A 25,624-nucleotide genomic window follows, 5' to 3' on the forward strand; every position below is an offset into this window, starting at 1 on the left:
ATACGGGATTAAACTATCTTCCGGTAAGGTCCATCTTTCCTTCGATAAGATCTGCAATAACCCCCGGATCCGCCAGGGTGGAAGTATCCCCGAAATCGCTGGTGCTGGTGCTGCCGCCGGCAATCTTGCGCAGAATACGCCGCATGATTTTGCCGCTTCGGGTCTTGGGCAGACCGTCTGCGAATTGCAGTACTTCCGGCGATGCAATGGGACCGATCTCCTTGCGCACCCAAGTTCTGAGCTCAGCGCGCAGTTCCTCGGACTCCTCGGCATCCGCGGTCAGCGTCACGTACGCGTAAATGGCCTCGCCCTTGATGGCGTGCGGCATACCTACAACGGCAGCCTCGGCAACAGCGGGGTGGGAAACCAGCGCGGATTCGATTTCCGCAGTCCCCATGCGGTGACCGGATACGTTGATAACGTCGTCCAGTCGTCCCATGATCCAGAAGTAGCCGTCGTTGTCCACACGGGCACCGTCGCCGGCCTCGTAGCAGCCGGGGAAGCGCTCGAAGTAGGTACTCTTGTAACGGGCAGGGTCGCCGAACACGCCGCGCAGCATGCCGGGCCAAGGCTTGCGGATCACAAGGTGGCCACCTTCGTTAGGCTCGGCATCCGTGCCGTCGGGACGAACGATGCGGGCATCGACGCCGGGCAGCGGACGAGTCGCGGATCCGGGCTTCAGGGTCGTGGCGTAAGGCAGTGCGGAAATCATGATGCCGCCGGTTTCCGTCTGCCACCAGGTATCAACGATGGGCAGATTTCCGCCGCCCACATTTTCATGGTACCACATCCATGCTTCGGGGTTGATGGGTTCACCCACCGAACCGAGCACGCGCAGGCTGCTCATGTCGTGCTTTTGGGTCCATTCAACACCTTCGCGCATCAGAGCACGGATAACGGTGGGAGCGGTATAGAAGATATTCACGCGAAACTTTTCCACCACCTGCCAGAAACGGTCAGGACCGGGATAGCTGGGCACACCCTCGAACATCAGGGTGGTAGCGCCCAGAGCAAGGGGACCGTAAACAATATAAGAATGACCGGTGATCCAGCCCACGTCTGCGGTGCACCAGTAAACGTCACTGTCCTTCACGTCGAACACCCACTGGGTGGTGTGTGCGGCATAGGTCAGATAACCGCCGGTGGTGTGAACTACGCCCTTGGGCTTGCCGGTGGAACCGCTGGTATACAGAATGAAGAGTGAATCTTCAGAGTCCATGGGCTCACAGGGGCAGCTGGCCTTGATATCGGGGTCCTTCATCAGGTCATGCCACCACAGGTCGCGACCTTCCTGCCACTCTACGGACGAGTTGGCGCGGTTCACCACAATAACCTTCTGCACACAGGAGCACTGACGCAGCGCTTCGTCTGCGTTCTTTTTCAGCGGAATGCTGCGACCGGCGCGAATAACGGCATCTGCAGTCACAACAACCTTGGCCTCGCAGTCCTGAATGCGGTTCTGCAGGCTGACGGCGGAGAAACCGGCAAACACGATGGAATGCACAGCGCCGATGCGCACACAGGCAAGCATGGCAATGGCCAGCTCAGGAATCATGGGCATGTACAGGGCAACGCGGTCTCCCTTGCGAACGCCTTGCGCCTTCAGCACGTTGGCGAACTTGCATACCTCGTCATACAGCATCTGGTAGGTGTATACCTTGACGTCCTCATCAGGCTCGCCCTGCCAGATGATGGCAGCCTTGTTGCGACGGCCGTTGGCAATGTGCCTGTCGAGACAGTTGTAGGAAACGTTCAGCGTGCCGCCCACAAACCACTTGATGGATGGAGTATGCATGTCTGCATCCAACACCTTGGTGAAGGGCGTGAACCAGTCCAGAAGCTCATTGGCCCGCTCGGCCCAGAAACCTTCGTTGTCTTCCATGGAACGCTTGTACAGCGCCTCGTATTCTTCCATGGTTTTGACCTGCGCCGTATTCCGTCCTTCCATCGGCGGCTCGAACAACCGCTTTTCATCCATCATGCTCTCAATGCGTGCCTGACTCATGCTACACTCCTTATCGATTTGGACGGGTCGGTGCCTGAATCCACTCTTGGCCCGTGCGTATTAAGCCTGCTTCGTGTACCGCCCCGGCCTGTGCCTTCTTGCTAAAAAGAAACACACTGCGGCCGGATGCCTAGCTTTATGTATACATAGCCATACGGTTTCTTTGAAGCCCAATACCATCTCTTTTCGGTGAATGGTCGAATATTCCCGATAAAGGAGCGGAATTCCGGTGAACGGCGTTTCACTCCCCCCCTGTGCAGACATAGAAAAACAAGTTATTTAAGAATGATATACAACAAAACCATATTCCTCGCTTCTCAAACGCCATTTTACCGTTCACCGGCAGGTGGCAGGAGATGACTACCGTTCACCGCTCCGGTGAACAAAAAACGAACAGAGCAAAAATATTGCAACCAAGCGGCATTTCTCTGTCATTTGTAAATTGACTTTAACGCACATGACGTGAAAATATGAAAACTCCAAAACAGAGCATACCCGCAAACCCGCGCCCGTGGCATCGACAAGGGAGACACCGTGAGTCCGGCAAAACTAGAGCACATGTTCAAGCCCACCTCCGTTGCGGTCATCGGCGCAACCGACGAACCGGGAGAACCCGGCAACACCATTCTCAAGAACCTGCTGGGCGGGAAATTTCTCGGCCCTGTGCTGCCGGTGAACCCCGACGTGGACAGCGTGATGGGCATGCCCTCCTATGCTGCCATCGACACGCTTCCCCTCACGCCGGATCTGGCCATTCTCTGTTCACCACCGGAAACAATTCCCTTTTATATTGAAGAACTTGGCAAACGCGGCACCCAGCATGCGGTGATCATGTCCCGCGGCTACTTCCGTTTCAACCGCGACAAGCTGGAAGTGCAGAAAAAGGCCCTGCTCACCGTTGCCAGAAAATACAACGTGCGGGTGCTCGGCCCCAACTGCCTCGGCTACATCAACCCTTCCGTGGGGATCAACGCCAGCCTCGCCGCGCGCGACGCCCTGCCCGGCAAGGTGGCCTTTGTCACGCAGTCCGACTCCCTGTTCACCACAGTGCTGGACTGGGCCGCATCAAAAAACATCGGCTTCTCACACTTCATTTCTCTGGGTGACCGCTACGACATCCATTTCGAAGATGTGCTCAACTACCTGAACAACGATTTTTCCACCCGTGCCATTCTGCTCTACATAGAGACCATAGAGAATGCACGGCAGTTCCTTTCCGCCGTGCGCGCACTGGCGCGCAACAAGCCCGTGCTGGTCATCAAGGCAGGCCGGTCCGAAGCCGGTGCTGCGGCTGCGGCTGCCCATTCCGGCATGCTGTTGGGGTCGGACGACGTATATGACACGGCCTTCCGACGCGCGGGCATGCTGCGAGTATTTGACATCGACACGCTCTTCGACACCGTGGAGACCATTGCGCTTGCCCGCCCCCTCAAGGGGGAACGGCTCGCCATCATCACCAACGGCGGCGGCCCCGGCTTCCTTGCCACGGACATGCTGCTGGAAGGCGGCGGCAAGCTGGCTGAACTTTCCGACGAGACCTGCCAACAGTTGGACAATGAACTCGGCAGTGGTTGGTCTTACTGGAATCCGCTGGTCATGAAGAGTGATGCGGACGGCGATATGTACGCCAAGGCGATCCGCCAGCTTTTGCAGGAGTCTGAAGTGGACGCCCTGCTCGTCATGCACGTGCCCACGGCGGGTGTAGACAGTGCCGCCATTGCCGAACAGGTGATCAAGGCCTGCAAAAAAACCAAGAAGCTCGTGCTGACAAGCTGGCTGGGCATCGATGATGCGGAAGCGGCACGAAAGCGTTTCACGGAGACGGGCTTTCCTTCGTTCTTCACGCCGGACAAGGCTGTACGGGCATTCCTGAACCTCGTACAGTACCGCCGCAACCAGGAAATGCTCGTGGAAGCTCCGGCATCCCTGCCGGATGACTTTCAGCCGGACGCCTTCATGGTCCGCAACATCATCGTCGAAGCGCTGGAAGAAAAACGGCAGATGCTCACGGGGAAGGAAGCAGGGGCCATCCTCAGTGCCTACGGCATTCCCATCGTGGAAACCCGCACCGCAGCAACCTCCATGGAAGCGGCACAGGCGGCAGCGGCCATCGGCTTCCCCGTAGCGCTCAAAGTCAATTCACCGGACATTTACCGCAAATCTCTGGCGGGCGGCGTTGCACTCGACCTCGAAAATGAAGAAGACGTGCTGGTGGCGGCCAACACCATTGTGGACCGCGTCAGACAGAACCAGCCCAACGCCCGAATTAACGGTTTCAGCGTTCAGCGCATGAGCCGCAGGGCCCGCGCCCGCGAACTGGCCATAGAAACGGCAACGGACCCCATATTCGGTCCCATCATCCGCTTCGGGCAAGGGGGATCGCTGGCCTCCATCACCCACGACCGGCAAACCGCTCTGCCGCCGCTGAACATGAGCCTCGCCAACGAACTCATCCAGCGAACCAAGATAGTCACCCTGCTCCGCGGCAACCGCGACATTCCCGCGGCGAATCTGGATGCCGTACGCTCGACGCTGGTCAAGATATCCCAACTCGTCATTGATATTCCGGAAATTTTCGAACTGGAGATAGACCCCCTGTATGCCGACGACGCGGGGGTTGTGGCGCTGGATGCAAACATCCGTGTGGCATGGAGTCCCTCGTCGGGCACGGATCAGCTGGCCATTCGCCCCTACCCCAAGGAGCTGGAAGAATGCATCCAGCTGCGCAACGGCTCCAAGGTGGACCTGCGCCCCATACGCCCCGAAGACGAGCCCGACCATTGGGACTTCCTCGAACACATGTCGCCGGAAGACAAGCGCTTCCGTTTCTTCGGCAATGTTGCCACGCTGCCGCGCTCCGAAATGATCAAGCTTACGCAGATCGACTATGACCGCGAGATGGCCTTCATTGCCAAGGGAGAAGCTCCTGACGGTTCTATCAAGACACTCGGCGTGGCGCGGGCCATGATCCAGCCCGACAATACCAGCGCGGAGTTCGCCGTGGCTGTCCGCTCAGACCTCAAGCGGCTGGGTCTCGGCAGACTGCTTATGGAAAAAATCATCCGCTATCTGCAGTCGCGCAAAACCAGACGCATCGTCGGTGCCGCGCTCAGTGACAACAAGAACATGATAGAGCTGGCCCGCAACCTCGGTTTTGAGGTAACAAAAGATCTAGACGACGATGTACACCATTTTGAAATGATCATGGAAGAGAAGGAGGAGGCATGACCATGAACAGCGCCCCTGCCGGACAACCAGACAAATTATGCATCATATGGAGCCACCGGGATCCGGAAGTGGCCCGCAATCTCGTTTTCATGTACGGCGGCAACGCCCTACCTAAAGGATGGTGGAGCGAAGTAACCCTCCTCATCTGGGGCCCGTCGCAACAGCTGCTGGCCTTTGACAAGGGCATGCAGCGGGAGATTGAACTGCTCCGGGAACGCGGCGTACACGTCATCGCCTGCCGCGCCTGTGCCGAGCGATACAACCTGACCGCCGTGCTTGAGGATATGGAACTCGAAGTGACCTATGTCGGCGAGTTTTTCACTTCCGTCCTCAAATCACAGGAGTGGCGAACCGCCACCTTCTGATCCTCTCACGGACTGAAACGCGTACCCGCGTAAGACCATCGTCCACACTATGCGGGTTTGCTAGGAGATTAGCCGATGACCTTTGCAGAACTGCATCCGGCATGGCAGGCACTTGCCGCCACCACCTTCACCTGGGGCATGACCGCTCTTGGAGCTTCGGTCGTCTTTTTCACCAAGAATGTCAGCAAGAAGACGCTTGATGTCATGCTCGGTTTTGCCGCCGGCGTCATGATCGCTGCAAGCTACTGGTCGCTTCTCGCACCGGCCATCGAAATGAGCGAACATCTCGGCTCCCTGAAGTGGATGCCGGCTCTCGTAGGTTTTGTGGGTGGAGCCGCCTTTCTGCGCCTTGTGGACATGTTCCTCCCCCACCTGCACGTCCACGCGAAGATGGATGAAGCCGAGGGCGTTTCCACCTCGTGGCAGCGCTCCACACTGCTGGTGCTGGCAATCACCCTGCACAATATTCCGGAAGGACTCGCTGTCGGCGTTGCCTTCGGCGCAGTGGCCGCAGGCTATCCTTCCGCCACGCTCGCGGGAGCCATAGCCCTTGCCATCGGCATCGGCATACAGAACTTCCCTGAAGGCACAGCAGTCTCCGTGCCGTTACGCCGGGAAGGAATGTCCCGCGGCAAAAGCTTCTGGTACGGCCAGCTTTCCGGCATCGTGGAGCCGGTTGCCGGTGTGCTGGGAGCTCTCGCCGTTGTAGTGGCACAACCCATTCTCCCTTACGCGCTGGCCTTTGCGGCGGGAGCCATGATCTTTGTGGTGGTGGAAGAGGTTATTCCCGAATCACAGGCATCCGGCTACGGCGACCTTGCCACCATGGGCTGCATACTGGGCTTCGGCGTCATGATGACGCTTGATGTAGCGCTGGGCTAGCCAGCACTCCTGCCACTCACTCAACCGGCGCCCCACTGAAGCGCCCCCAGTTCTCCTAACTTGCCGGCACCGCAGAACATTAATCCGATACACCTTGCAGCCTTACGGAATACTCCGTAAGGTGTCGCGCAAGGACACCCCACTTCATGACGGCACCCCGCAATCTGTTCCCCATTCTGCTTGTTGCGATCGTTATCGCTTCTCTCTGCACGCCTTTCGCAGGTCGCGCGGATACACGCCCGCAGCTTCTGGTTCTGACAGAGAATCTTGCTCCCTATAACTACGTGCAGGGGCGGGAACTCAAAGGGGGATGCGCAGACATCGTCAAAGAGATTCTACGCAGAACGAACACCGGCATACCGCAAGGCATACGGATACTGCCATGGTCCCGTGCATATTCCATGGCCCAGCAGCATCCCGACGTCGCCCTGTTTTCCACGGTGCGTTCTCCCGAGCGGGAAAACAAATTCCGCTGGGTAGGCCCCATCTACTCGGATACGCTGGTCATGATGAAACGCAGAGGCAGCAATGCTCGTGCCTCCAATCTGGAAGAAGCCAAGAAGTTTACCGTGGGAGTCATGCAGGATTATGCTGCGGAAGAGGTGTTGCGGACCAATAAATTCCCCCGGATATACAGCATTCCGGGCGCACCGGAGCAAATGATTTACATGCTGGCCCACGACAGGGTGGACATGTGGCTTGAATCATGGCCGAGCGGCGTGTTTTACGCAGCCCGCGCCGGAAAACCCGTCAACTGGCTTGAACCCTTGTTTCCGGTGTCGCACGAAGAACTGTATATCGCCTTTTCACCCCAGACAAATCCCGAAACCATACAACGCTGGTCGGATGCCCTTGAGGAAATGCGCAAAGACGGGACGTATGCCGCTATCCTCAACCGTTTTGAAGAACGGCTGGCAACCCACAAACTCCAATAGCTCCGGGACAGCGGACAATTCATGCCCTGGACGCACTGCCACCACCGGTAGCCGGAAATAAAAGAACGTCTGAAACGAGCTTGCAGCGCAGGCACAATCAAGACGGCAGGCATCAGGAATCGGCAGTTTCCATGACCATACGAAGCGTATTGATCAGATCAGCCTTGCGCACGGGTTTGGCCAGATATTCCGTACAGCCGGATTCAAGACAGCGCCGCCGGTCCTCCGACATGGCGTTGGCGGTCAGCGCAATGACGGGAACTTCCGCTCCCTTCTCATACTGACGCAGCGACCGGGCAACGGAATAGCCGTCCATGCCCGGCAGTTCCATATCCAGCAATATGGCGTCGTAGTCGCCGTCCTTGATCATCTCCAGCCCGCTGATGCCGTCATCGGCAATATCCAACGTGATGCCGGTGTTCTTCAGATACAGACTTACCAGCAGACGGTTGCTTTCGGAATCATCCACATAGAGCACCTTCCTGCCCTCACTCCAGCCATCGCCGTCGCCTGATGATACCGCCCCGAGCTCCACTACCGGACCATTCTGGCGAGGCTCATCCGTCTCTTCAAACAGCAGGGTAAAGGTGAACTTGCTCCCTTCGCCAACCATGCTTTCAGCCGAAATATACCCCCCCATGAGCGCCACAAGACGCTTACTAATGGCAAGGCCAAGCCCGGAGCCGCCGAACTTGCGGGTGGTGGAACCGTCTCCCTGCACAAAAGCCTCGAAAAGGTCTGAAGCCTTTTCCCCAGCGAAGCCGGGACCGGTATCCTGCACAGAGCAATTGAGCACAACCTGACGCCCGGCCCTCTCCTCAACGCCAGCCGTGATGGTAACGCTGCCTTTCTCCGTAAACTTGACCGCGTTGCCCACAAGATTGAGAAGCACTTGCCTGAAGCGTGCAGCATCTCCCATCACATACTGGGGCAACCCGTTTTCCATGTAATAGTTCAGAGAAATGCCTTTTTCCTTGGCTTTCACGGACATGAGCCCCGCAACACTGCGTATCTGGGCCTGAATGCTGAAGGGTTCACGGGCGAGGCGCACCTTGCCTGCCTCGATCTGAGAAATATCCAGAATATCGTTGATAAGCACCAGCAGATGCTCGCCCGAAGTACGCAGCAGGGAAACAAGGGCCCTGCTGTTCTCGTCCAGCTGTCCCTCCTGCAGCAGTTCGGAAACGCCGAGAATAGCATTCATGGGCGTTCTGATCTCATGGCTCATGTTGGCCAGAAAAACGCTCTTGGCCTGATCCCGAGCCTCCGCAGCCTCCCTGTTGCGTTCAGCCTCTTCCATATTCTTGCGGCTGGTGATGTCACCCACCATGCCTTCAATATACGCTATCTCGCCATCTTCGCCCTGTACGGCGCGGACGTTCGTGGAAAGCCAGATGGGAGTGCCGTCTTTCCTGCGGGCCTTGAATTCGAAGTTGCTGATATAGCCTCGGGTCCGCAGCACATCCAGAAGCCGCTCGCGATCCGCAGGGTCGTCATAGTGCTGGTTTGCGATGTTCTGCACGGCGCAGAGCATTTCCTCTCTGCTCTCATACCCGAGCATGCGGACAAGAGCCGGATTCACATTCAAATAGCGGCCTTGGGGCGTGCTCTGGTAGATGCCTTCCACGGCATTCTGAATCACGGCCCTGTTCTGTTCTTCCGCCAGCTTGAGATTTGAAACGAGCGTACTGATAGTTTCCGCTGTTTCGTTGAAGGCATGGCATATCTCGCCGATTTCATCCTTGTCCTTCTCTTCCAGCCGGTAATCAAGCTCCCCTTTCTGAAACCGCCGGATGCCAGCGATAATTCTGGTAATCTTGCCCGTCAGGATCGTTGCCATCCAGACAGCGATGATCACGACCGCCAGCACCATGGCCCCGGTGGACAGGGAAATCTCGAAGGACGTCTTTTTCAGGGAATTGCGCAGCATCTCCTGCGTCTTGGCATCTTGTTCACCGAGGTTTTCGGTGAACGTGGTCACCATGGCCTCCAGCCGCTCCGCAGTCTTGGTAGCGGCAAGGTGAAACTCATCCACATTCGCGCCGATGGTCACATAGCCAAAACCACGTGGCGAAGCGCCATACTGCCCCGTATGATAGGGAATTGCCGCAGCCGTGGTCAGCTTCCACAGGCCGCTCCAGAAAATGACAAAGGAACCGGAACCGCCATGCTGCGTCAGGTTATGCCAGCCGGTGCACTGAGGGGCAAAATTGAGGTAGCGACCGTCAAGGCCCACATAGCCTTCCCGAATCAGTTCCTTGGACGGTTTCTTGCTCAGGGACTGATAATCGAAGAGCGGTGCCTTTGCCAAAAACTCCGACGCACTCAGCCCGCTGGCCTGCCAATCCTGATACATGTTCTCTTCAAGCCATGGTACAGCCGGCTCTCCGGTCTCGGAATCATACCCCACTATGAAGTAATCGCGGGGGTGCGAAATGTTCCTCCCCTTGTAGTCCCACATGAAGGCATAGTTGCCGCTGGCGGCATCCGAAATGTCCGAATAGCGTTCTTCTGTCGGCAGGATATGATCGGTGAACTCCATCACATGGGTATGGTCAAGTGCCAGCGTCACCCACCCCAGTTGCCTTCCTCCGCGGAAAACCGGCGTTGCCCAGCGGATAATACCTTCAAAACGCCTGCCTACTGGATTTTCCTTGCCCGCATAACCGGCTTTTTCCGGCTCGAAGGGAACCCCGAGCGCCTTGGCGCGCTCACGTGTATACGGTCCGATAATCGGACTCGGAAGATACTCGCCTATGACATCTGAAACATATATTTCGCCGGGCTTGAGTTTCTTGAGATGCCCGAAGTACCGTTCCGCCCTGCAATAGGTGTTGGCCGGCTTGCTGACATCGCGCAGTTCCGGTGACATACGGTCAGAAGTCACAACCTTCACGCGCTCACGCCCGGTCATGTCCACAAAGGTCATTTCAAGGTACAGGGGGCGATCCTCACGGATGAAGACATCCGGAGGTCTTGAGTGAAAATCCTTGGCATTGTTGATATTAACCGGAGAGACAGTCGGCCCCTTATCGACACTGTCAGCAGGCCCCCACGCCGTCCCGTCTTCGTTCAGTTTCCAGGGCGCATGCAGAGTGACAGGCCTTTTTCTCGGAGCAAGGAACTGCCGGTAAAGCTGCGCATCCGGCTGCAGGGAGGCGGCCTGAACCAGATCGTCGTCACGCTCGTACAAAAAAGCTGCGACCTGCCGCGCGGTGTCCGTTGTAAGGCGCTCAATGGCCTCACGGGCCTTCAAATCGAGTGCGCGTATGGAACTGTCCGTGGCAATAGCTCCTACCTCGCCCACGTTTTTTTTGGTTTCGAACACGAGTTGCTCTACCCGCTCGCGCACCGTCCAGCCAAGACTGGCTATCTCGCTCCAGGCAAACCATGCCAGCAGAACAAGAGGCAGCACCTTGATCAGGACAAAGATACCGACAAGCTTTTCCCGTATTCCCCAAAAAGGCTTCATCATGCACTCACCAGCTTCGATGGCTCCAGTTTCAACAGTATTTTCCTTACCCGGCCAAGGGTATCACTTCCTGAAAAGACCGCAACACCTTACGGGCCTGTTTTCAGACCTTATCATAATCGCCCAATCAGGTTACGCCACAAATGGCCTTGCTGAATTCTTGCGACAAATCAAGAAAAATACACATATCTATTTGATATACATTTTATTTAATAATTTCATGTGAAATTTTTTACAAAGTTAGCGCAGTTATCATCTCGAAAGAGGCTGTTACTTGTGAAAAAAAGTGATACTTTTCCCATAAACAATTATCCTTGCGGATGCTGTGCCCTAAAGCTAAAGGGCGTTTACTGGAAAATGCCGTCCGGAAAACAGGATACTCCGACGGCATACGCCCCGACATTCTGGCCATAACGGCACGGGAACCGGCCGCAACGACACGCCACACGTTCGCAAGGCCGCCCCGACTGACGCAACCTTAGTGGGTTTCGGGCGAAAGGACTACGTTTCCGGCGCGTAGGGAAACAAGGTCACCTGTATCACAACCGATTTGCTGCAATTGCAAGGAGTACAACGTGTTCAAATCCAAAAAGACCATCTTGATGCTGGCTTTGACAGTTCTGGCAGTTTTCCTCTGCATGGAACCCGCATGGGCCGACCGTCTGCAGGATGCCATCAACGCCGCCCCCAAGGGTGCCGAAGCAGGCCAGATCAACCCTGAATCCCCGCTGGGCTTCCTTGGCATTCCCGGCGCACCCGACATCAGCCTGATCCTCGGCTTTGGCTGGGCAGTGTGGGTAGGCTGGATCTTCTCCACCGTAGGTGCCTTCGGCGGCATCATGGCCGGTGTAGGCCACATCACCATTTTCGGTCTGGGCAACTACGCTTCCGGCTTCAAGAAGACCGCTCCCGACCTGAACAAGCTGATCACCGACTCCATCCGAGTATCCAACCAGTGGCTGGTTGGCACCTCCGCCGGCATCTCCTCCTATAACTACTACCGCATGGGCCGTCTGGTGCTGCCCCTGGCACTGGCGCTCGGCCTCGGCTCCATCGCCGGTTCCACGCTGATTCCCTGGCTCACCGCGGGCAAGATTTCCCTGAAGTCCTACATCGGCTACTTCGGCCTGTTCGTTCTCTTCCTCGGCTGCTACCTGCTCTATGAAACCACTCCCAGAGGTCAGGCTTCCAAGAAGAAGGCCAAGGAAGCCGCCAAGGCTTTCGAAGCTTCCATCAAGGGCGAATCCAAGGTCGACACCTCCGCCATGGGCGTTAAGGTTGTTTCCTTCTCCCCCACCAACTGCACCTTCACCTTCTACGGCGTCGAATTTTCCTTCAACCCCCTCATTCCTCTCGTAGGCGGCTTCTTCATCGCTGCCATGGCTTCCTTCCTCGGCGTGGGCGGCGGCTTCCTGCTCGTACCCTTCCTGACCAGCGTTGCCGGTCTGCCCATGTACCTCGTGGCAGGCACCTCCGCACTGGCAGTTCTGATCGGTATGATCACCTCCATCTTCACCTACATGTTCGTGTCCGGCACGCCCATCTTCTGGCCTCTCATCGGCGCGGAACTGGTCGGCATCTTCGTGGGCTCCATCATCGGCCCCCGTACCTCCAAGTACATCCCCGAAGTGTGGCTGAAGCGCATCTTCATCGTGCTGGCCTTCTACGTAGGTATCCGCTACGCCTCCAAGGGCCTGCTCGGCCTGAGCCTGCTGCCCCCCTTCTAAGAAACCAAGGGCAAGCAACTGACAACCATCCGGCGGTCCGCTGTTCCCACAGACGGGCCGCCGGTCACAACTTTCCGATCCGCATCGGGCGGAACCACGAACCGTCCGATACGAACAACGCTTCCGGCAACACCCGTGGCGGGATAGCCTGCAACAGACTACCGCCCTCCGGTGGAATCCGCACAAGGAGCACCGAATGGACCTTACCTCACTGTACCTCGCGGCTGACGCCATTCTCATAGCCCCCTACCGCTGGTTTGCCTCCGCCACGGCCGGAATGTGGGCGGGAACGTCCATTCTCTCCATATGGGCCATCATTGCCGGCGAACTGGCGCTGACCCTGATCTATCTGACCAACCGCAGCTATTATGCCTCCCTGAACACCAAGATGGTCAAGATGCACAACCTGTCCATCGAGGCCATACAGTGCAAGGACAAGGAAAGCTTCAAGGCCACGAACAAATGGGCAAACGAGTATTTCGGCAAGATGTTCTTCTCTCACGCCGCGCTCTTCGCCGTATCCATCTGGCCGCTTCCTTTTGCACTGGGGTGGATGCAAACCCGCTTCGAGGGCATCACCATCCACACGGTGCCGTATTTTGAGACCCCGCTGGGCTATCAATTTGTTATGCTTACGTGTTATATTCTGCTCCGCCTCGCGTTCAGCAAGGTGCGTGCGCACGTACCACTGCTCAGACGTGTGGACCGTATGCGCAAAGAGGATTCGAATTCCGCCGGCAAGATGCGTTCATGGGCTGAACTCGGCGCTTCCGCCCAACGTGTCGGCACGGAACGAACTCTGGTGCTTTCGCCCGTCGGCAATACCGTCATCGAAACCTCCAGCCCCGCCATTGCCCCCGAAGCATCGTGAAAAGAGCGGGAGGAACCGCATAGTTCAACGGAGTACCGCATGAACACACGCCACTTCACGGCCCTGCTTGTTTTTCTGCTGCTTGCGCTGTTCGGGCTGCAGGGGTGTGGCGAAGATGAACCCGTAGTCTATGTGGACATGACCAAACGGCAGGAAGTGCGGGTGCCCGAAGCACTGCCCGCCATCACGTATGCCTATCTGCCCCAGTACTCGCACACGGTTTCCTACCGCAGACACAACCCGCTCATCGAATACATAGCGGCCGAGACGGGGCTTTCCCTCCGGCAGGTGTTTCCGGACACCTTCGAGGAACACCGCAGGATGGTCGAACGCGGAGACATAGACATTTCCTTTTCCAACCCCTTCACCTACGTGAGCATTGCCAAGACAGGCGCACGCGCCTTTGCCCGCATTGTGGAACCTTCCGGCAGCACCAACTTCCGTGGGCAGATCATTGCCCGTACCGACAACTTACTTATCCAGAACCTGCAGGACTGCCGCGGCAAACGCTGGATTGCCGTGGACCCGCTCTCCGCCGGCGGCTACCTTTTTGCGCTGGGCCACTTTCTTGATCACGGCATACATCCCGAAGATTTTGCGGAAATCGCCTTTGCTCCGGGGCCGGGCGGCAAGCAGGAAAAGGCCGTTCTCGCCGTGTATGCCGGAAAGTACGACATCGCCTCCATCCGTGAAGGCACGCTGGACGTGGTGAAGGACAAGATCGATCCCGAACGGCTGCGCATTGTCGCCACCACCCGCGACTATCCCGGCTGGGTCTACGCTGCCCGCAAAGGCCTGCCGCAAGAGGTTGTGAAGGCCATCGCCGACGCGCTGTTCAAGCTTTCCATGCAGAAGCCCGAACATGCCGCCATTCTTGCCGGTGCAGGCATGAGCCGCATCATTCCCGCCACGGACAGGGATTATGAACCCATCCGCGAACTCGTTGCCAAGACCCGCTTCAACGAAGCAGCCTATGACGGCAGACAGGACAACGCTGAGGGAGCTCAGTAATGTCTCCCATCCACTTTTCCCTTTCGCGGATGCGGTTCCGCAACAAGCTGAATCTGGGCATCACGCTCATTGTCGTGTTCACATCCATTCTGCTGGCCACATTCGTCACACGCATCTCTGCAGACGCGCTGTTGCAGGAATCCAAGCGGCGCGGGCAGGTGCTCGCCGGCAACCTTGCCCTGCGGGCCGCAGACCCCATGCTGTCGCTGGACCTGCTGGTCATGAAGAACATGGTGGATGAACTGCTCACCGTGGATGAGGACATTGCCTACGCCTTCATTCTGGATGCCCAGAACCGCATTCTCGTGCACAGCTTCAATTACGGTTTTCCTGTTGATCTGCGTCTGGCCAACCTCGTTCCCTTCGGCGAATCGCGCAGCGTGCGCCTGATAGATACCGGCAAGGACCGCATCTACGACTTCGCCGTCCCCGTAATTGTTGCCGACCACACGGTAGGCACCGTCCGCATCGGCCTCTCGCGCACCAAAGCGCAGGCCGTGGTGCAGGGCCTTATCTTCACCATCTCCGGCCTGACAGGCATCGCCCTGCTGGTGGGCATTTTCATCTCCACCCAATTTGCACGACGCATCTCCATGCGGCTCGGACAACTGCGCGAGCATGCGGAAGACATGGTACGGGGCAACCTTGACCTCAAGACCGGCATACGGCTCTCGCGCAACTGCTGGGAAATCCAGAACTGCACCGGGCAGGGCTGCCCTGCATACGGTGACACTGAGCGCCGCTGCTGGTACCTTGCCGGAACCATGTGCGCCAACTGCAACCCGGAAGACTATCCCGGCAAGATGGACAATTGCCGCGAGTGCCCCGTGTTCATAGAAAACGCCGGAGACGAGATTCAGGAACTCTCGGAAACCTTCGACGTGATGGCGCTTTCATTGCGCAAGCACATAAGCGACCTGCAGGACGCGCAGAAGGATCTGACCCGCCAGCAGGAGCTGATGCGCACCATTCTTTCCGTCAGCCCCGACCATGTCTCGCTGGTAGACCGCGATCTCAGGTACCTTGCCGTAAACACCGCCTTTGCCAGATTTGCAGGCATTGCGGAGCAGGACATCATCGGCATGCCTGAAACCATGGTCTTTACGGAAACGACAGACCCCAAACGCCGCGATGAGACGCTGACCATTCTCGCCACCGGCAAGCCGGTCAACCGCGAAGCCCTGATCACCTCGTCCAGCGGAACGCGACACTGGTTCCACATCCTGCGCGTTCCCGTGCATGACGAACAGCAGCGCATCATCGGTGTGCTGACCACAGCCCGCGACATCACGGACCTGAAAAGCTTTCAGGATCAGCTCATCCATTCCCAGAAAATGGAATCCGTGGGCAAGCTGGCAGGCGGCGTGGCACATGAAATCAACACCCCGCTGGGTATCATTCTCGGCTACGCCCAGCTGTTGCAGGAAGATGTTCCGGCGGACAGCCAGATTCATTCCGACCTTGCCATTATCGAAAAGCAGGCCAAGTTCTGCCGCAAGATCGTGGCCGACCTGCTCGGTTTCTCCCGCCAGACCGGCAGCGAGAAGAAGGAGATGTGCTTCAACAACTCCATCATGGAAGTGGTGCAGCTCATCCGCCACGCCTTCAAACTGGACAACGTGGACATCATCACCGACCTTGACGACAGGTTCCCCATCATCTTCGGCGATCCGGAAAAGCTGAAACAGGTATGGATCAACCTGCTCTCCAATGCGGCAGAGGCCATGGAGAACGGCGGCGGCATAATCAAGGTCGTCACGCGGCTGGACGTGCAAAGCTTCACCATCAGCGCCACCTTCATGGACAGCGGCAGCGGCATCCGTCCCGAGGACCGCTCCGCCATCTTCGATCCCTTCTTCAGCACCAAACCGGTGGGCAAGGGAACGGGATTGGGCCTGTCGGTCTCCTTCGGCATCATTGAAGACCATCAGGGAACCATCGAAGTAATGAGCCCGCTGCCCGTGGGCATGATAGACAGGGACATGCTGGAAAAGGTGCCGCACGGCCCCGGAACCGCGTTCATCGTGACCCTGCCGCTGGAATCGTCCGACGGTGAGGCCCCCAAGACCTGTCATGATAAAAACCGGCCCGCACAGGCCGAAAACGATACGGAGTAACCCATGGCCTCCATAATGGTACTCGACGACGTCATTGACGCCGGTGTGCTGATCAAGCGCATTCTCGAACGCAAGGGGCATGCTGTTTCCGTCTTCACAGACGAGGACGAAGCCATTAACCATGCTGCTTCCGCCAAGCCCGACCTTGCCATTCTGGATATCAAGCTGCGCAAGATGACCGGCGTGCAGGTGCTGGACGAACTCAAAAAACGCTGCCCCGACATCCGCGTCATCATGCTGACCGGCTACCCCACTCTGGAAACGGCACGGGAATCCCTGCGCCTTGGAGCCAACGAATACTGCGTGAAGCCCATTGACAAAGACGAGCTGGAAGGCAAGGTGGACGAGGTGCTGGGGCTCTGATCGGGCGGACAACGCAAGGCCCGGGCTCTTTTCATCGTATTCCACGCCACAGTTGCAAAACCGATATTCCTCAAGGGAACGGCATGTCTTTCCGTGAACTCTTTCTGCATTGGACCTATCAGGCATTTGCCCCGGGTACCCTGCTGCGCAACAAGTACAACGCCTTCAAGGAGCTGCTGCACCTTGATGACCAGTGCCTTGAGCGCATAGCCGATCTCGAGGAGATCCATTACGGTCGCGAACAGGCAGACTGGGCCCGCGTCACATGGCTATGCGAGGAACTGGGCACCACGCTGCGCAACCTTATCGAGCAGCTGCAGTCCATGGGCCCGACCCGCTACATGGATCTGCTGGACTATTTTTCCAAGATCAATTTCTACGTCCGCATGGCTGTCTCCGTTCCGGATGCCGAAATCGTTCCCCCCTTCGTCTTTCCTCTGTCAGAAGCCATGCAGCACGCAAGTCAGGCGGGCGGCAAGGCGCTGCATCTAGCACAGATCGCACATGCCACTGACCTGCCGCTGCCTCCGGCCATGGTGGTTTCCGCCAGCGCCTTTCACTATTTCATAGAGGCAAACGAACTACGCCCGCTGCTGGATGAACGACTGCGTAAGGTACGCCTCACCGACCCTGCGGAACTCGCCGCCCTTGCGGATGAAATGCAGCAGCTCATCCACGAAGCGGATATGCCCGACCCCATCGCCAACGAGATTGAAATCGCCGCGTTGGAACTGGGCTCCGGCGGCAAACCGCTGGCCGTGCGTTCCAGTGCGGTTGCCGAAGACGGCGAAGCGTCCTTTGCGGGCCAGTATGCCTCCATGCTCAACGTGCAGGCCACCAGCATCATGGAAGCATGGAAAGAGGTCGTTGCCTCCAAATACACGCCGCGCGCCATTGCCTACCGCATCATGCACGGGCTGGCTGATTCCGAAACTCCCATGGCGGTGCTGATCATGCCCATGATCGAACCTGCCTGCGCAGGCGTGGTCTACACCCGCGATCCCGAGATGCATGCCAACCTGCCGGTACCGGACAGGGAGCACGGAGCCCTTGCCGTGTTCGCTGTGGAAGGACTCGGTCAGGCGTTGGTGGACGGCAGCGCCACGCCGCACACGGCCCTGCTTTCCAGACGCCCCAGCCACAGACTTATCGATAAGCCTGCGAATTTTCCCGTCCCCACGCCCACCCTCAAGCGGCTTGCGGAACATGCCATGCAGCTTGAAGACCTGTTCGGCTCCCCGCAGGACGTGGAGTGGGCCATGGACAACCGCAACCGCCTGCACATTCTGCAAAGCCGCCCCATTCAGGCGGACACCACGGCGGAAGCCATGCTGCACCATGCGCCGCCGGACCTGCCCGTGCTGCTGACCGCTACGCCAGCGGGTGCTTCGTCTGTCGCCGCAGGCAGAACCACCATCATCCCACAATGCAGCGACATACAAGATATGCCGCGCGGCTCGGTGCTGGTGACCCGCAATCTCGGCCCAGCCCTGTCCCGCGTCATCGACAGGGTTGCCGCCGTCATCGCCCTCAAGGGCAGCAGGGCCAGCCACTTCGCCTCGGTAGCCCGCGAATTCGGCGTGCCCGTTCTGGTGGATGCTGAAGGCTGCTTCGAAACGCTTGAAGACAACGCCATTGTCACCGTGGACGGCATTGCAGGCAGCGTTCATGCCGGACGTCCGGATTTCCTGCCGGAAAAACCGCCGGTCATGCATCGCCAGCTGGGCGCCATGCGCCGTCTGGGCATGGCCATGCCCCGCATTGCCAAGCTCAACCTGACCGATCCCATGGCGGACAACTTTGCACCGGAATTCTGCCGCTCCATGCACGACCTTGTCCGTTTTGCACATGAACGCGGCGTGGAAGAAATGTTCACCCTTGTCGGCCGTTCCGGCCGGGGCCTTTCCGGCGCGCGCAAGCTGAAGACGGACATTCCCATCTCCCTGTACCTGCTGAATCTTGAAGACGGCCTGTTCCATTCCGCCGCAGGCAAACCGGACGTCACACCGGACGACATCCGCTCCGTGCCCATGTGGGCACTATGGTTCGGTCTCTCCTGCGACCGGGTGCAGTGGCCCACCAACCTCAAACATGTGGACTGGAACGAGCTGGACCGCGTGAGCGCGGGCATCATCAGTCCGGATTCGCCCCAACTGGCCAGCTATGCCGTGCTCTCGCAGACCTATCTGCACATGATGGTGCGCTTCGGCTATCACTTCTCGGTCATCGACACCCTGTGCGGACCGGAAGGCAGGCAGAACTACATCAAATTCCGCTTCAAGGGAGGCGGCGGCAGACCGGAACAGCGCATTCTGCGGCTGCAGTTCATCGAGCGCATCCTTACCCGCTTCGGCTTCTTCGTCACCACGCGCGGCGACCTGCTGGACGCGCGCCATCCGCATGAGGTCGATTCCGAGATTCAGAAACGGCTCGCCATGCTGGGCCTGCTGCTTGCCCGCACCCGCATGATGGACATGGGCCTCACCCGCTATGAACAGATTGACGAAGCGGAACAGGCGTTCCTGCAGGATCTGGACGCACTGGAGGGACGAGACTAGCCATGGCGGATGCACCGGAACGGCCAAACGGCACAGCAACGAGCCTGCTCCAACGGCTGGGCTGCACCGTCAGGCGCTGCCTTACGGACTTCATGCGCGCCGAGCCGCCTTCCGCCGCACCGCCGCCGCACCCGCTGTTTCCGGTACACTGGGTCACGGCCCACCTCGGCGCAGGTCCCGCACCCCACCAGCGAGCCCACCTGAAGGCCCTGCGGGAACAGGGCATCCAGTGCATCCTCAATCTCTGCGATGAACTGGCCGAACTGGCTCACATAGAGCGGGAATTCGGGTTCGAGGTCTACCATATGCCGGTCATCGACGAAGAAGCGCCGGAGCTTGAGGCGCTGGACCTTGCGCTGGAATGGATGGACGAAGCCCTGTTTCTGGGCAAAACGGTCTACGTGCACTGTCGTCACGGCATTGGCAGAACCGGCACTGTGCTGAACGCATACCTGCTCCGCAAAGGTATGGGACAGCAACTGGCAACCCGCACCCTCAAGCGGCTGCGATCCCAGCCCGCTAACTATGATCAGTGGCGCACGGTCAGACGATACGGCAAGCAGAACCCGCCGCTCATGGTGCGCGAGCCTTCTCTCGAATTCGGCAAGACCGTGGATCTGGCCCCCTTCATCGGCAATTATCTGGGGCTGGAAGCGCAGATGGAAAAGGAACTGGAAGCCCTGCCGCCCGTTCCCCGCTGCGGGCGTGACCACGGCCTCTGCTGCAGTTCTCCCGTTTCCCTCACGCTCATTGAGGCACTCGTACTCAGCAGCCGCATCAACACCCTCATTCCCGGTGCAGAACGGGCGGAAATCATCCGCCGCGCCGTGGAAGCATCGCGCAAGGAACGCGAAGCACGAAAGGGGCTGCAGGGAGACTACTGCCTCTCAGCCGCCGACACCCTCTGCCCCCTCAACAGGACAAATCCCGTCTGTGCTCCCGCTTCGGAAGCCGATCCCACCATCGTTTGCGAAGATTTGTGCATCCTCTACACCTACCGCCCGCTCAAATGCCGCCTATTCGGCCTGAGTGAGGAACAGAGCGGGGGCCTGTGGCAAGGTACCCTCATCGAGCCTCTCAAGGAACTCTCCGCACAGGTATTCCTTACCCTGTCCGGCTCCATGCCTCCGGATGACGCCCTGCGCTTTCCGCTGCCGGAGGTACTTTCCGGCAAATACGTACAGACCGTGTTCCGCCTCATGCTCGAAGCCTCTGCACCGACACCGGATTCCGCTGCCGATTGACCGTCGCCGCAATCCCCCTTCCGCCTCTGCCGAAATCTGCTATACTGTCCGCAATTCATGCATTCAGGAGGTATCCCAATGCAATTCGATCCCCGCAACTACCCGGCATTACTGGCCGCCATATTTCTTCTCGTGCTTTCCAGCGTCACCCCCATCCGGGCTGGCCTGCTGGATGCCGTAAAGGAACAGGTGCTCTCCGGCAGCACCAGCACAACCACGTCGTCCCCCCTTACGGACAGTGAGGTCATCAAGGGGCTCAAGGAGGCGTTACGTAAAACCGTGGACAATTCCGTGTCCATGCTGGGCAGGGACGGCGGCTTCCTGAACACGCCCTCCGTCCGCATTCCCATGCCGGACTCGCTCCGGACCGCAGAACAGGCGGCACGCGCTCTGGGGCAAAACCAGCTGGCCGACGAGTTCATAGCCACCATGAACCACGCTGCGGAACAGGCCACCAAGGAAACGGCCTCCATCTTCTTCAATGCCATCTCTACCATGAGCTTTGAAGATGCCCGGGCCATTCTCAACGGGCCTGACGATGCGGCAACGGCCTTCTTCCGCAAGACAAGCACCGGCGACCTCACTACGCGTATCCGCCCCATCGTGGAGAAAGCCACCGAAGCCACCAACGTAACCGCCTCATACAAAAAGTTCACGGGAACCGTTTCCCAGCTCAACCCTCTGCTCCGGACCGGCTCCGCCGACCTTGACGGCTACGTCACCGACAAGACCGTCGACGGCATCTTCACCATCATGGCACAGGAGGAAGCCGAGATCAGAGCGAATCCCGCAGCCCGGACAAGCGACATTCTGAAAAAGGTTTTCGGTAGCGTCGCAAGGTAAGCAGGCCCCGTGCCGCCCCGGTCCGACGCCCTTAAATGTAGCAATGGAAATCAACCTACATTTCTGTAGGTTATACCCCATTTTATTGACACGACACCTAACCTCATACAAAGTCTGCACTTCACATGCGGAATTTTGCAGGGGGCTGCATTGCACAGGCAGGATGGTGGCATATGACGCTGAAAAAACAGCTACTCGTCAGTTTTCTTTCGGTAATGGTCATTGGCATGACAGGCGTTGCAGCCATCATGTGGAGTATGGGGTCCGGCGGCATGTCCGACCTCGGCGAAACCAGTTCCAAGGCGCTCAGGCTGCGCGCTCAGGACCAGCTGGCCACATTACGCGGGGTCAAGTCCGTGCAGGTTCACGACCTGCTGGACAACATGGCCGACCAGCTGGCCACCTTCAGCCGAGGACGCACAGTCATTGATGCCTCGCTCGCCTTTGCCTACGACATGGAAATCGTCCGTCACGAATCCAACACCCCGCCGGAAGCCATTGAAGGCATGCGCAAGGAGCTTGCGAAGTTCCTTTCCGGCAGCGCCTTTCTGGATCAGCCGGATTTTGCCACCTATGCTGCCATCGCCTCCGGTTATGCCCAGGCAAAACCGATGCAGTACGTTCCCGCAGACCCCAATGCCGTGGTCCTGTGGAAGCATTTCCTGCAGGCGAAACCAGCCCCGTCCAGCCGGGCCGACATCGTTGAGCCGGAAGACCTCATAGTCGGCTACACAGACAACCACCTGCTGTACCACCCCGTCTTCAGGGATTACGCAACGCGCTTCGGCTATCGCGACATCTACCTCATCCGCCCCGAAACCGGACAGGTTCTGTATTCCGTCAACAAGGCTCCGGACTTCGCCACCAGCCTGCTTAACGGGCCATTCAAATCCTCTGGCCTTGCCAAGGCATACCGGCAGGCGGAAGAGGCAGGCAAAAAGGGCCAGCAGGGCGTCATCATCCAGACGGACTTTGCCCCCTATGAACCGACGGGCAACGCCCCTACGGCCTTCATGGCTACCCCCGTCTTCGACGGCGGCCAATACATTGCCACCCTTGCCTTTGCCCTGCCCGTGAAGAAACTAAACGACATGCTGCTGAACAGCGGCAAGTTCGACACCTTCGGCCTCGGGGAGAGCGGAGAGACCTATCTGGTAGGCCCGGACGGCAAACGCCGCACATCCTCCCGCTTCACGGACAACGATCTGGATGTGCTGGTTGAGCGCATCGACTCCGAGCCGGTCAAAGCCGCCCTCAACGGAGAAACCGGCGAAGGCTACACCACGGACTACCGCGGAGTGCCCACCCTTGCCGCATGGCAGCCCATTGAGATGCTCGGTGGCCGCTGGGCCCTTGTCGCCCAGATGGATACGGCCGAGGCCATGAAGGCCAGCGCGGAAGTGGAATCCATGGCGGATGCAACCCGCACGCAGATGGTCATGGCAGGCGGTCTGGCCTTTGCCGTGTTCATTCTTGTGGGCACCCTCATCGCCTACACCATCGTCGGCCGCATTGTCGGGCCGGTGACCCGTCTCGGAGCCTACGCCAAGGCAGTTGCCGACGGTGACTTCAAGGCCACCATCGACGGCACCTTCCCCATGGAACTGGACCTGCTCAAGGTTTCCATCCAGCACATGGTGCACGAACTGAAGGCCAAACTCGGCTTTGCACAGGGCATTCTTGATGCGATTTCAGACAGTTTCCCCTGCATGACCCTCAATACGGACAAGCGCATTACATTCATCGGAAACCGCCTGATGGAAGTAGCCGGCAAAAGCGGCAAGGCTGCCGATTACCACGGCCAGACCGTGGGCCGCTTCTTCTTCAACGATGACAACAGGAGAACCCGCTCCGATGAAGCGCTGGACTCCCGCAGCAAGACCGAAGGCGAAATGACCGTAACAGCTGGAGGCAGGGAATCCATTCTTCACGTGAATGCCACCCCCATATTCGATCTGGACAATCAGCAAATCGGCGCCTTTACCCTCTACTTCGACCTGACGACCATCCGTGCGCAGGAAGCGGAAATCCGCGCCAAAAACGAAAAAATTGCTTCCGTGGCCCAGCAGGCCATTGCCATTGCCGAGCACGTGGCCACGTCTGCCGGAGAGCTTTCCCGGCAGGTGGAGAATGCAGCCGACGGTGCGGACAGACAGTCAGCCCGCTCCTCCGAAACTGCAACGGCCATGGAGCAGATGAACGCCACCTCAATGGAAATGGCACACAATGCCGCCAGCGCCGCAGGGAATGCAGACCTTGCCCGCAAGCAGGCTCACGATGGTCAGACAGAGGTGGACAGCCTCATCAAGTCCATTGCCGTCATGCGCGAGCAGGCGCAGGAGCTGAAGGGCTTCATGGACCAGCTGGGAGCCCAGACCGCCGATGTGGGCAACGTCATCAATGTCATTCAGGATATCGCGGACCAGACCAACCTGCTTGCCCTGAACGCCGCCATTGAAGCCGCCCGTGCCGGAGAAGCCGGCAGAGGCTTTGCCGTTGTTGCAGACGAAGTCCGCAAACTTGCGGAAAAAACCATGCAGGCCACCGGCGAAGTGGGCAAAGCCATTTCCGCCATACAGGAAGGAGCCACCCAGTCCATTGCAGGTGTGGGCAGGGCAGCCAAGGCCGTGGAAACTTCAACGGAACAGGCCACAAACTCCGGCAGAACACTGCATGAGATTGTTTCCGCCGTGAACAACACGGCCGACCAGGTGCAGGCCATCGCAGCTGCGGCTGAAGAACAGTCCGCCACCAGCGAGGCTGTGAAGCGTGCGGTGGAGGATGTGACGGATATTGCCGCAAGCACGGCAGAAGGCATGAACGAGGCCAAGGAAGCCATTCAGGAACTGGCGGAAAAGGCAGAAGAGCTGCAGCAGCTCATCCGCATCATGCGTTCAGAATAGTACGCCCGACATCGCAGACTCTGGCTTAAAAACGAATCGCCCCGCCTTCTTTACCGAAGGCGGGGCGTTTTTTACTTCTCTGCGTTAACCGGCCAGCCGGAAAACAGCAGCTAGGTGGCAATCTTGAACTTGCTGTCCACAACCAGTCCCGGCTTCACCTGCTGCGAGGTGGCCTTCTTCTGGGCCAACATTTTCACCAGCTTGTCGCGAAACTGCTTTGCCACGGCAAGGTGCGGGTTGATCTTCAGACACAGTTCAAGATGCTGCAGGCATTCCTTGAGCTTGCGCATATCCCAGAGGGTTCTGGCAATATTGAAATGCAGGTGCTCATCTTTGCCGTAATATTTCTCCACCGAGGCATAACATTCAAGGGCGGCTTCAGGCTGACCTTCCTTGCGCAGTTCCACGGCCACACGGTTAAGAAGCTTTTTCTGCTTCTCGCACATGGGCACGTTGTGCGCCACGAGGAAATCAATGACGGTCTCAGCCTTGGCGCGCTGGTTTGTGGCGAGGTAAACCAGCACCAGAGGCAGGTAGGCCTTGATGAGCTCTTTGACGTTCTGGGGATATCCCTGCAGATCGCCCCGCGCCGCAAAGGTGGTCATGGCATCCTGAAAAAACAGCTCGGGTTCCGGCCAGTATTGCTCCAGAAATTTGGGGCGCTCAATCTTCTTGTTCATCCGCATGTTGGCAGGAGCCGGATAACCGGCGACCAGCGGAGAAATCTCTACAGCCCCGCCGTCCAGTGTACGCACTGCCCACAAAATCTGCCGCTGGTTAACGGACGATTTACTCTGGTGAGTTGTGGATTTGCCTGCACTAGAAAAAAAACCTGCCGGCCTGAAGCCTTTGAGCAGGGTGGCAAGAGTACTCTCCTGTACCTGATCCTCAGTCATCTCTCCTCCCGACGAGACCGAATGCGTGGAAGGCTCTGCACACCGCCTTCTTGCACATCATGTTCATGAAAAAGCACCGCATGTCCCCCGCGGTGCATTGTATTTCTGGCTCTTTTTGCGCCCAAGGTCAACAGGCGCAGGCGGCAGACCGGGCGCCCGGAGCGCTCCTTTGCGGCAAGCCTATTCAATGGCTTGGGATTTATT

16 protein-coding genes are annotated in these 25,624 nt (G+C 58.3%); 13 read left to right on the forward strand and 3 right to left on the reverse strand.

Going from position 1 to position 25,624, the window contains the following annotated elements; genetic code table 11:
- Window positions 1-13 precede the first annotated feature (13 nt).
- Window positions 14-2,005, reverse strand: a complete 1,992-nt coding sequence (acs, locus tag N1030_RS10710; protein ID WP_265825475.1) for an acetate--CoA ligase — start codon at window positions 2,003-2,005, stop codon at window positions 14-16.
- A gap of 534 nt (window positions 2,006-2,539) precedes the next feature.
- Here acs and N1030_RS10715 point away from each other — a divergent pair.
- From N1030_RS10715 to N1030_RS10730, 4 genes are all read left to right on the forward strand, one after another.
- The gene (locus N1030_RS10715) at window positions 2,540-5,233 is read left to right on the forward strand and encodes a bifunctional acetate--CoA ligase family protein/GNAT family N-acetyltransferase (RefSeq protein WP_265825476.1); all 2,694 of its coding nucleotides are present in this window, start codon (window positions 2,540-2,542) and stop codon (window positions 5,231-5,233) included.
- On the forward strand, window positions 5,230-5,598 hold the full coding sequence (locus N1030_RS10720; protein ID WP_265825477.1) for a DsrE family protein: 369 nt from the start codon (window positions 5,230-5,232) through the stop codon (window positions 5,596-5,598). The genes N1030_RS10715 and N1030_RS10720 overlap by 4 nt, the downstream gene beginning before the upstream one ends.
- Window positions 5,599-5,673: 75 nt before the next feature.
- Window positions 5,674-6,480: a ZIP family metal transporter gene (locus N1030_RS10725; protein ID WP_265825478.1), complete on the forward strand. Its 807-nt coding sequence runs from the start codon at window positions 5,674-5,676 to the stop codon at window positions 6,478-6,480.
- A gap of 146 nt (window positions 6,481-6,626) precedes the next feature.
- Entirely contained in the window at window positions 6,627-7,415 is a 789-nt protein-coding gene (locus N1030_RS10730; protein ID WP_265825479.1) for a substrate-binding periplasmic protein, read from the forward strand.
- Window positions 7,416-7,527: 112 nt separating this feature from the next.
- Here N1030_RS10730 and N1030_RS10735 read toward each other — a convergent pair whose 3' ends face one another.
- Window positions 7,528-10,890, reverse strand: coding sequence for an ATP-binding protein (locus N1030_RS10735; RefSeq protein ID WP_265825480.1), 3,363 nt, complete (start codon window positions 10,888-10,890; stop codon window positions 7,528-7,530).
- Window positions 10,891-11,462: 572 nt separating this feature from the next.
- Here N1030_RS10735 and N1030_RS10740 point away from each other — a divergent pair.
- The 9 genes from N1030_RS10740 to N1030_RS10780 all read left to right on the forward strand — a co-directional run bounded on the left by N1030_RS10740 (window position 11,463) and on the right by N1030_RS10780 (window position 24,524).
- Entirely contained in the window at window positions 11,463-12,614 is a 1,152-nt protein-coding gene (locus N1030_RS10740; protein WP_265825481.1) for a sulfite exporter TauE/SafE family protein, read from the forward strand.
- Window positions 12,615-12,810: 196 nt separating this feature from the next.
- Window positions 12,811-13,485: a hypothetical protein gene (locus N1030_RS10745; RefSeq protein ID WP_265825482.1), complete on the forward strand. Its 675-nt coding sequence runs from the start codon at window positions 12,811-12,813 to the stop codon at window positions 13,483-13,485.
- Window positions 13,486-13,524: 39 nt separating this feature from the next.
- Window positions 13,525-14,496 (forward strand): phosphate/phosphite/phosphonate ABC transporter substrate-binding protein, encoded by a 972-nt coding sequence (locus tag N1030_RS10750; RefSeq protein ID WP_265825483.1) that lies wholly within the window; start codon window positions 13,525-13,527, stop codon window positions 14,494-14,496.
- A complete protein-coding gene (locus N1030_RS10755; RefSeq protein ID WP_265825484.1) occupies window positions 14,496-16,613 on the forward strand; it encodes an ATP-binding protein in 2,118 nt (705 codons plus the stop codon). The genes N1030_RS10750 and N1030_RS10755 overlap by 1 nt, the downstream gene beginning before the upstream one ends.
- Before the next feature lie 3 nt (window positions 16,614-16,616).
- A complete protein-coding gene (locus tag N1030_RS10760; protein ID WP_265825485.1) occupies window positions 16,617-16,976 on the forward strand; it encodes a response regulator in 360 nt (119 codons plus the stop codon).
- An 83-nt stretch (window positions 16,977-17,059) separates the two neighbouring features.
- Window positions 17,060-19,534, forward strand: a complete 2,475-nt coding sequence (locus N1030_RS10765) for a PEP/pyruvate-binding domain-containing protein (protein ID WP_265825486.1) — start codon at window positions 17,060-17,062, stop codon at window positions 19,532-19,534.
- Between the two features lie 2 nt (window positions 19,535-19,536).
- Window positions 19,537-20,778: a protein-tyrosine phosphatase family protein gene (locus tag N1030_RS10770; protein WP_265825487.1), complete on the forward strand. Its 1,242-nt coding sequence runs from the start codon at window positions 19,537-19,539 to the stop codon at window positions 20,776-20,778.
- A gap of 78 nt (window positions 20,779-20,856) precedes the next feature.
- Window positions 20,857-21,621: a DUF4197 domain-containing protein gene (locus N1030_RS10775; protein ID WP_265825488.1), complete on the forward strand. Its 765-nt coding sequence runs from the start codon at window positions 20,857-20,859 to the stop codon at window positions 21,619-21,621.
- 173 nt (window positions 21,622-21,794) lie between these two features.
- Complete coding sequence (locus N1030_RS10780; RefSeq protein ID WP_265825489.1) at window positions 21,795-24,524, forward strand: methyl-accepting chemotaxis protein; 2,730 nt, start codon at window positions 21,795-21,797, stop codon at window positions 24,522-24,524.
- Between the two features lie 110 nt (window positions 24,525-24,634).
- Here the strand turns inward: N1030_RS10780 and N1030_RS10785 are convergent, their stop codons facing one another.
- Window positions 24,635-25,420, reverse strand: a complete 786-nt coding sequence (locus N1030_RS10785) for a hypothetical protein (RefSeq protein WP_265825490.1) — start codon at window positions 25,418-25,420, stop codon at window positions 24,635-24,637.
- Window positions 25,421-25,624 lie beyond the last annotated feature (204 nt).

The organism is Desulfovibrio mangrovi (assembly GCF_026230175.1).
In the GTDB taxonomy this organism is placed as follows: Bacteria; Desulfobacterota; Desulfovibrionia; order Desulfovibrionales; family Desulfovibrionaceae; genus Halodesulfovibrio; species Halodesulfovibrio mangrovi.